This is a genomic window from Parafrankia sp. FMc2 (assembly GCF_041008525.1).
GTDB lineage: Bacteria > Actinomycetota > Actinomycetes > Frankiales > Frankiaceae > Parafrankia.
In genome coordinates this window covers 44,223-53,350 of sequence record NZ_JBFLUG010000052.1, presented here as the reverse complement: position 1 = coordinate 53,350, position 9,128 = coordinate 44,223, and the positions used below count along the sequence as shown (strand labels likewise).

Here is a 9,128-nt window from a genome sequence, read left to right as displayed (position 1 = left end):
GTGTGTTTGAGGTTGGGATAAGCGCTGGGGGACCTTTGGGGTGGGTGTGGTGTGGACTAGCGTCGGTGGGGGGTGTTGTCCGGCAATGTTGTTGGGGGGGGGCGGGTGTCAGGGCGGGCGTGGCTTGGCGTGCAGCCGGGTCCGAGGATGCCTGTGGGGGCGGTGGTGTCGATGGTGAACGGGATCCAGGTGGACCAGTTCTGGGAGTAGTCGGTGCCGTCGTAGGCGCGGACCCGCCACTGGTAGCTGGTGCCGTTGGTGAGCAGCCCGGAGGGGACGGTCCAGGTCGCTTCGCTGTTCTGGGCGACGAACCCGGTCGACCCCTGGGTGATTTTGGTGGTGCCGGCGGAGTTCCACACCTCAAAGTCCAGACGCACCGTCCCGCCGTCCGCGTCCGCCGCCGAACCGGCCAGCCGTGGGGTGGTCGAGTTGGTCAGCACGGTCGGTGGGGTCCCGCCGCACTGCGCCGAACACGGCGAGGTCGACCGGGCGCCGACGGTGGACGGGTAGGAGTTGTACGTGGTCTCGATCCGGGGTGGGGTGGCGGTGTCCCCGGAGGCGAAGAACTTGTACGGCTCCCAGAGCACCTCGTCGGGGGCCCGCAGCGTGAGCGTTTCCGGGGAGGGCGTGGCGTTGGTGGCCCAGGCCTGCGCGAGGCCGGTGATGTCCAACGACACGTCGGCGGAGCCGCAGAAGCCGCCGGCGTTGAAGGTGGTGTCGGACCAGTTGATCCCGTCGGCGGCGGGCTGGGTGTTCCAGGTGGTGCCGGAGGACAGGGCGGCGGCGCCTTGGACGACCATGCGTTGGGGGGTGCAGGTGTAGGAGCCGGCCTGGGTGAGTTTGAGGGCGGCGGCGGTGACGTGTTTGCCGTCGATGGCGGAGGTGTCGAACCGCAGGAACGATCGGTGCACCGGTCCGACCCCGTTGCCGACGCGCAGGTATTCGTAGGTGTCGTAGTTCGTGGTCGCCGACGTGCTGACGACGTCGGTGTCGAGGTTGTCGGGCAGGACCGCGGCCGGGTCGATGGTGACGGGGTACTGGCGGTCGTCCGCGGTCAGCCAGGCCTTGTCGGGCCGTAGGGTCAGCGCCGGGGTGGCGGTGGTGGGCCGTTCGAGGGTGGCGTCGACGGTGCGGGTCCGGTCGGGCAGGCCGGTCTTGGGGTCGACGTGGGCGTCCCACATCAGGGGGGTCGGGGAACGTGCGGCGAGCTTGCCGTCGGCGGACAGCCGTAGTTCCCCGCCTGCGGTGCGTTCCGCGGTCACGCCCTTGAGTCGCAGGGGCAGGCTGAGTGCGGCCTGGGCTGCGGCCGGGGTGTGGGCGACGATCTGCAGGTCGTAGCCGGTCGGGGTGACCTTGACCCGCAGGTCGGTGTCCTTCGCGACCCCCTTGTACAGGGCGACGTTGTCAGTCAGTTCCGGTGCGGGTAGCGCGGTCGGCCAGGCGAACGCGACCTCGCGGTCGCCATCGGTCAGCACGGCGACGTCCGCGCCTGGCTTACTGCCGCCGGCGGACAGGGCGATGGCAGCCTTCGTCGCCTTGGGGACGACCTTGCTGTCGACCACGGCGAGGGTGGTGTCGACCGGCTGCCAGCCGCCGTCGCGCTGAACCCGCACCACCCCCGACGCCGACTCCACCGTGATCGACCCGTTCGGGTTCACCAGCGTGCGGGTCGACTCGGTGGTCAGGGAGGTGACTTCGATGCGGCGCTGTTCCGCGCGCGCGGCGAGCTGGGCGGTCACCAGATCGGGGCGCTCGGCCGGGCCGACCGGTGCCTGCGGCGCGTCCTTCCCCGCGTCGGCCGGTGCAGCGGACACCGGTCTCACCGTAGGAAGGAACTGGGTGATGGTGGCCGCCAGCAGCGCGACCAACAGAACGGACAGAGAACGGATGATTGACCTGCGACGACGTACGGGGAGCACCCGCATAACGCCAACTCCGATCCACCAGGAAGCCCTTCTCAGGGCACGCGGAACTGGCGCGGCCACGTGTAGGGGAAACAGGGGCTGCACCAGGCCGTCGAAAAATGGCAGAACCGAAACCTCGGACGCAAATGAAGACCGATGATCAGCATCCAAAGATCGCTACATGCTGCTACCAGAGGGCCGATGTGGAGTCGGCCTCAACTACTGAACGTGATGATTTTTGGGAGTCCGAATCGGGACATACCGTTACTTAGATTGCCTGCTTCGTCTGTAGAGAGTGGGCCTTCTGTAGTGAAACGAGGCACTCTTTGTGACGATGTTAGTTCGGGCACACACGAGTGTGTTACCTCATGGAAACAATGGCGGGGTAATACGGGAAGCTTGATCGGTCGGGGAAGGGGTCGAGCGCGCCGCCCAGTGCAAACCTGTGTGCTGTACCCTCGCGACAGTCCGAGTCCATGCGTTCGCGAGAGATGTGACAGAGCGCCAGCATGCTGGTCGCGCCTGATGGTTACGTAGCGCCACCCACGTCGGCCTGCCGGTCGGCGAGCCGTAGCTGTGGGCAGTAGGGAACTTCTTTCGCCAATTGGCTGACGGGACATTCGGGCCGTGCCATAGTCCTATCTCGGATCTTTGCGGGGGCGATTCTTCTTCTCGGCCTGCGGAATGTACCGCTGCCGCCTCCGCGATCTGCGCACTGTCGCGCGCCCAAGGAAGAGTCGCGGATGGCACCGACGCCGTCCATTCGCCTCACCATCGAGGCAGATCTGGTGTTTCCGAAGCCCAGCGCATCCGCGCGCCGTCGACCGCTCAGCAGCCTTCCCCTCCGGCAGCGCACAGGAGCAGACCGCCATGATTCGTCCGACCAGGTACCCGCCGCCGTTCCGAGCCCGCGCGATCGCCTACGTCGCGCACATCAGAGACGACCACCGGTCCACTTGGCAGGCCATCAGGACCGTCTCCGCGGCGCTCGGCGTCAGCACCGAAACGCTGCGCAGATGGGTCCGCCACGCGGACACGACGCCAGACCCGCAGACCCGCTGCCAGCACGCCGACCTCAGACACCTGCAGGAACAGAACACCCGGCTACGCCGCGAGCTACACCTGCTGCGGACCACCGGCACCAGCCCCGCGCACCTGACAGCCGACCCGACCACACAGGCCAGATCAGCACCTGCACCGCAAGCACCCTCACAGCAGGCCGGGGCCCGCCCACCCAGACCCGCCGGCACCATGCCGGAGCAGCGGACAGCTGAGCCGACAACGGCCAGCATCCCGCCCCCGGCCAGACCGCAGACCGCCGGCGACAGCCAGATATGAACAGGATCGCAACCCGACACCAGCACCCTCGACCGGCACCGGCCACGCTCTTCTACACCCAGCCCCTCCCGCCAGCCCGCACCCCTCCCACACCGCGCGGCCGACACCGCCGAACCCCCCCAAGCACCTCCCGGCACCGCCGCCGTAGCCGCCACCAGCCCGCACACCGAAGGCGAAGCACCGGCCTCCTCCGCCGCGGGCTGATCCGCACCGCCCTCCTACCGGCCATGCTGGCCACGAGCCTGCTGCTGTTCTGCACCGCGGCCGGCCCCCGCACCCCTACCGATCAGCTCGACGCGAGCGGCGCCGGGCCGGTCCGCCCCGGCAGCTGGACGATGCCGGCACTCGTGCCCGCTAACAGCGGGAGCACCCCGACAGCCGCAACCGTCCCCACCATCCAGGTCTTGGCCGAGGGCGCCGTCTCACCCGCGACCACCGCCGCCAGCACGATCATCCTGACCGCCGCCGACCGCGGAATCCCCGCACGCATGCTGGCCACCTACCGACAGACCTCTGCCGATCTTGCCCGCGACGTTCCCGGCTGCCACCTGCCCTGGGAACTCCTCGCCGCCATCGGCAAAGTCGAATCCGGCCACGCCCAGGGCCGCCCCATCACCACCGACGGCACCATCACCCGCCCCATCCTCGGCCCACCCCTCAACGGCACCGCCGGCGTCGCCCTCATCCGCGACACCGACAACGGCACCCTCGACCACGACACCACCTACGACCGCGCCGTCGGCCCCATGCAGTTCATCCCCACCACCTGGGCCAGCGCCGGCCGCGACGGCAACAACGACGGCCGAAAGAACCCCCACAACATCCACGACGCCGACCTCGCCGCCGGCCACTACCTCTGCGCCCGCGGCCGCGACCTCACCGACCCCGCCGACCTGCGCGCCGCGATCCTGTCGTACAACCCCTCCGACGCCTACGTCCGCACCGTCCTGACCTGGCTGGGCGGCTACCGCCAGGGCGGCGCCACCCCCCAGACCGGCACCGGCGCCGGCACCGGTACGACCAGCGAGGACGCCGACGACCCGCTCACCATCGTTCCGATGACCCCGACCGGGCAGACTCCCGGAACGGGCGAGCCGGGCGCGACACCGGCACCGGGTGCGGCACCGTCGCTGGCACCGGTCCCGGAGCTGACGCCCGACCCGGACGGGTGCGACCCGCTGCGCCCCGCCGACCTCGGGGTCGTCCTCACCGATCTCGACCCGGCCGCCCCCGGCGCCGAGGCACTCGACCTGACCACCTCGCGCCTGCCCTGGCGTGCCACCACCGTCACCGTCGAGGCGACCGCGGCCACCATCGGAAACCAGAAGATCACGACAAGCTGGACGACGCTGCAGGCCGGGGACGGCACCGCGGTACCCGCGCTCCTCGCCCGGATCCCGGGCGCCGGTCTCGCCGCCGCGGCGTTGCCCGAGGACGCCGTCCTCGTGACGCTGACGATCAGCCCGGCGGACTCGCACTGCCCGGCGCAGCTGCGGGTCCGGATCAGCAACGTGCCATCCCGCGCCTTCGCCGCCGCGCCGACCGGCCTGACACCGATCTCGCCGGTGCCGCTCACGCCAGCGCCGGCGACCCCGGCCGGCACACCACCGCCCAGCACAACGCCACCGGGCACGACGCCGCCGAGCACAACGCCGCCGGCCACCACCCCGCCCGCCACGGTCCCGCCCAGGACGACCCCGCCCACGACGCCGACCACCACCCCTCCGCCAGCCAGCACGCCGCCGGGGTCGCCGACCACCCCCAGCACGGCACCGTCAAGCCGGCCGCCGGCCAGCACGGCGCCGCCCACCACCACTCCCGCCACCAGCACGACCCAGACCAGCAGCCCGACCAGCAGCGCACCCGCTTCCAGCACCAGTACCCCGGCCGGCGCGACACCGTCCGGCACGCCGACCGCGACACCCACACCGGCCGGCGGCGCCTGACCAGAACGCCTGACCCGAGCGCCTCCGGATCGAGGTACCGAGGTACCGAAACCCACCCGCAAGGGGCAAGGCGGAGGCCACACTGTGCTCGTGGCGACGACTGCCCACCAGGCCCTGGGCACAGTGGCGGTGCGGGCCTTCGCCGCGCTCCGGATCCTGCATGTCGCCTATCTCGTGGGCTATGTGGTCGTCTGGCGTTCCTGGTACACCATCCATCCGGCCGGCCTCGCCCCAGCGGTCGCCATGGCGGTCTGGGGTGTGGTCTTCGCCCTGGTCGTTCTCGCCCTCGGACGGCTGCCCCGGCTGCTGGTGGCCGGCAACGTGCTGCTCGCCGCCGCGGTCGGCGCGGGAGCGGCGCTGTGTCTGCCGGCGCAGTCGACCGGAGGCACCGGTACCTGGGTGTTCTCCGCCTCCACCCACGCCGCGGTGGTCGCGGCCTGGGCTTGCCGCCGCCGGGCGTTCACCGGGGTGGTCGTGCTGCTGGTCACCGCGTTCCTCACCGGTGGGGCCGCCGCCCAGGTGACTCTGGACGGCGAGGCCACCGGGGCCAACCAGACCCCGCTGGTGCGGGCTCTGATCTCTGCCGTGCTGCTGGTGGGCATCGCCACCCTCTTCCGGGTCGCGATCGTGCGGCTGGGCGTGATCGCGACCGACGCCGACACGAGGCTCGGCACCGCCGCGGCCGAGCGGCAGGCGGCAGACGTCACCGCGGCCCGCCGGCGGGACCGGCGCGAGCGGGAACGGATGCTGCACGACACCGTCCTGAACACGCTCACCGGTATCGCATGGGGTGGCGGCGTCCGGGACCGCCCCGGGACCGTGCTCACCGCCGAGCAGTGCCGCTACGCGATCGACGCCGTCCGCACCATGCTCGACGGCACCGCCGCCGCCACCCGTGACCTGACCGGGCCGATGCTCCGGGTGGTCGCTGTCGCGCGGTCTCGAGGCCTGCGGGTGGACGTCCCGCCGCTGGCCGCGACGGACCTGCCGGCGGAGGTCGTCCGCGCGCTGGCCGGGGCGGCGCAGGAGCTGCTCGCCAACGTCCACCGGCATGCCGGGACGAACCAGGCCACGCTCGCCGTCACCGTGGGTCCCGGTCGCGGGGTGCGAGTCATCGTCGCGGACGAGGGCCGGGGGTTTCTCGCTCAGGATGTTCCCGCGGACCGGCTGGGCCTGGCCCGGTCGGTCCATGCCCGGCTGGCCGAGGTCGGCGGGCAGGCCACCATCCGTTCGGAGCCCGGTCGGGGCACCACTGCCGAGCTGGCCTGGACCCCCGCCGGGGCCAGTCAGGCCGCGTCCGCCGGGCGTGCCGAGCCGCCCGCACCGCCGGCGAGGGCGGAGCCCGCCGGGCAGGTCGGGCCAGGCGGACACGGCGGGCCGGACGGCCCGGACAGGCCGGACAGGCCGGGCGCGGGCGCGGAACCGGTCGGGCGGGCGGCCCCATCACCCGGCTGGGTGCCTTCCGGTACCTCCGCCGCCGAGCTGCGGGACTCCTACGCGGCGGGGCTGCGCCGCACGGTCTCGGTCGCGGCGGCGGTCTGGTTCGGCTGCACCGCCGTCGTGCTGGTCGCGACCCTGCCGAGTTCCCGGTCGGTGGTCCTCTCCGTGGGCTGCTGGTGCGGGATGGCCCTGCTCGTCGCGGTCGCGGCCGGGATGTCGCGCCGCCGCCCGCTGCGCCGCCACGAGGCCCTCGTCCTCGTCGCGCTGGGCCTGGTGATCACTGTTGTGGTCGGGCTCGGCACCGTGCCGACCTGGCCCGGGACGTCCACGGGCGGCCCGCCCAGCCGGATCAACACCTGGCCCGTGCTCGTGCTGCCGGTGCTGCTGGCGCTCGTCGCGGTGTCGCGCCTGTTCGCCGCCTGGCTGGTGGCGATCGCCGCCACGGTCGCCGTGCTCGGCGTGCTGGTGCTGACCGCAGCGGACGCCGGCGGCGGGCCCGCCACTGGCGCCGGCTCCGGTGGTACCGGGCCGCTGGCCCTCGCCCAGCTCCTGGCCGCGACGAACGGTCAGGTCGCCTTGCAGATCATGGTGGCGATGGGCGGGCCGGTGCTGCGACGCACGGCCGACCAGGTGGCCCGGGCCCTCGAGGAGGAGACCGCCCGTGCCGCGCTCGAGCAGTCCGAACGGGCGGTGCGGGCCGACCGGGAACGCGGTCTCGCCACGATCCAGCAGGAGGTGCTGCCGATGCTGGAAGCGGTCGCCGACGGGCTGCTCGACCCGCGGGACCAGGCAGTGCGGGACCGCTGTGCCCGGCACGCCGCAGCGATCCGCCGGACGCTCGTCCTGGGCGCCGCGGGCGCCGCGGGCGCGCTGGGCGAGCTCGCGCCGGCTGTCGTCGGCGCCCGGGCACACGGGCTGGAGGTGGAGGTCCGGGTCGTCGGCGAGCCGCGGCACATCCCGCCGGCGGTCTACGAGCGGCTCGCCGAGGTGCTGCCCGGAATGCTGTGGGACGCCTCCGCCGCGGGGACGGGCGGGGCGGTGCTGACCCTGATCGGCGAACCGGCCGGCGGGCAGCTGTTCCTCACCTACCGAGCGGCGGTCTGCCCGGCCGGCACCGCGCCGGCGCCCCACCTCGCCGCCGGCGGCGAGGTGGGGCACGCGGAGATCCTCACCATCAGCACGGACGTCGAGGACAACCAGACGTGCGTCGAGATCGCCTGGTCCGCGGTCGACCAGCCCACCGGACCGCCCTGACCCTCCGGCTCTGCCGGGGCCGGCCCGAACGGCGGGCCTGCCCCGGCAGGGCGGGGGTCGTGGGTGGGGTCAGGCGCCGATCAGGCGCGGTCGGAGCTGAAGCGGACGGCCCCGGCCTGCAGGACCGCGCCCGGGAACACCCGGGCACCGGCACGCAGCTCGTTGCCCGGTTCGATCACGGCCTCGTCCCCGATGACCACGTTCTCCAGGACGACACCGTTGCCGATCACCGCGTCGCGCCCGACGACGCTGTCGCGGATGTAGGCGCCCGCGCCGACGGACGCCCGGTCGAACAGGACCGAGCCGTCGATGCGGGCGCCGGTGCCGACCGTGGCGCCCGCGCCGATCGTCGAGCCGCCGCCGATCTTCGCGTCGGTGGCGATCGTGGAGCCGGGCAGCACCAGCCGGTCACCGACCGGCCCGGGCAGCGCCGAGGATGTCATCCGCCCGGTGACCAGGTCCCGCGAACCGCGGACGAACGCCGCCGGCGTCCCCAGGTCGAGCCAGTAGGTGTCGTCCGGGTAACCGACGACGGGCACCCCGGAGGAGAGCAGCGAGGGGAAGGTCTCCCGCTCGACCGACACGGGGCGGCCGGCGGGAATGGAATCGATGACGGACCGGCTGAACACGTAGCAGCCGGCGTTGATGAGGTTGGTGGGTGGGTCGGGGGTCTTCTCCAGGAAGGCGGTCACCCGGCCGTCGCCGTCCGTCGGGACGACGCCGAACGCCCGGGGGTCGTCCACCCGCGTCAGATGCAGCGTGACGGCTGCTCCGGAGCTGGTATGCCGGCCGACGAGGGCACGGATGTCGAGACCGGAGAGGATGTCGCCGTTGAAGATGACCACGGGTTCGTCAGTGCCGGCGTGCAGGCGCTCCGCGACGTTGCGGATGGCCCCACCAGTGCCCAGCGGTTCGGTTTCGGTGACGTATTCGAGTTCCAGGCCGTGGCGGGAGCCGTCGCCGAAGTACTCCTCGAAGACCTCCGCCCGGTAGGAGGTGGCGAGTACCACCCGAGTAATTCCCGCGTCGCGGGCACGGGCGAGCATGTGGGCCGTCACCGGCACGCCGGCGACCGGCAACATCGGCTTCGGCGCCGACATCGTCAACGGGCGGAGACGGGTTCCCTGCCCGCCGACCAGCATCACTGCGTCCATGATTCGTCAGTGTCGCAGAGCAGGTGAGACCAGTTGCGCACACCTGTCCGGGAAGTCGTGCCCCTCAACAAGAGGCCACAAGCCGCACACGC

The 9,128-nt window shown here is 72.4% G+C and carries 5 protein-coding genes; 3 read left to right on the top strand and 2 right to left on the bottom strand.

Annotated features, from left to right (window positions below; translation table 11 throughout):
- Positions 1-56 precede the first annotated feature (56 nt).
- Positions 57-1,814, bottom strand: coding sequence for a DNRLRE domain-containing protein (locus AB1460_RS18985; protein ID WP_368962932.1), 1,758 nt, complete (start codon positions 1,812-1,814; stop codon positions 57-59).
- Between the two features lie 960 nt (positions 1,815-2,774).
- Between AB1460_RS18985 and AB1460_RS18980 the strand changes: the two genes are divergently transcribed.
- The 3 genes from AB1460_RS18980 (at position 2,775) to AB1460_RS18970 (ending at position 7,882) form a co-directional block, all read left to right on the top strand.
- On the top strand, positions 2,775-3,242 hold the full coding sequence (locus AB1460_RS18980; protein WP_368962931.1) for a transposase: 468 nt from the start codon (positions 2,775-2,777) through the stop codon (positions 3,240-3,242).
- A 227-nt stretch (positions 3,243-3,469) separates the two neighbouring features.
- Complete coding sequence (locus tag AB1460_RS18975) at positions 3,470-5,188, top strand: lytic transglycosylase domain-containing protein (RefSeq protein ID WP_368962929.1); 1,719 nt, start codon at positions 3,470-3,472, stop codon at positions 5,186-5,188.
- Between the two features lie 84 nt (positions 5,189-5,272).
- Complete coding sequence (locus tag AB1460_RS18970) at positions 5,273-7,882, top strand: sensor histidine kinase (protein ID WP_368962928.1); 2,610 nt, start codon at positions 5,273-5,275, stop codon at positions 7,880-7,882.
- Positions 7,883-7,962: 80 nt separating this feature from the next.
- Here the strand turns inward: AB1460_RS18970 and AB1460_RS18965 are convergent, their stop codons facing one another.
- On the bottom strand, positions 7,963-9,036 hold the full coding sequence (locus AB1460_RS18965) for a sugar phosphate nucleotidyltransferase (protein ID WP_368962926.1): 1,074 nt from the start codon (positions 9,034-9,036) through the stop codon (positions 7,963-7,965).
- Positions 9,037-9,128: the final 92 nt, after the last annotated feature.

What these genes read in the sequence shown, in the direction of transcription:
- AB1460_RS18980 (WP_368962931.1), top strand. Translation starts at nt 2,775, where the DNA reads ATGATTCGTCCGACCAGGTACCCGCCGCCGTTCCGAGCCCGCGCGATC.
- AB1460_RS18965 (WP_368962926.1), bottom strand. Translation starts at nt 9,036, where the DNA reads ATGGACGCAGTGATGCTGGTCGGCGGGCAGGGAACCCGTCTCCGCCCG.
- AB1460_RS18975 (WP_368962929.1), top strand. Translation starts at nt 3,470, where the DNA reads ATGCTGGCCACGAGCCTGCTGCTGTTCTGCACCGCGGCCGGCCCCCGC.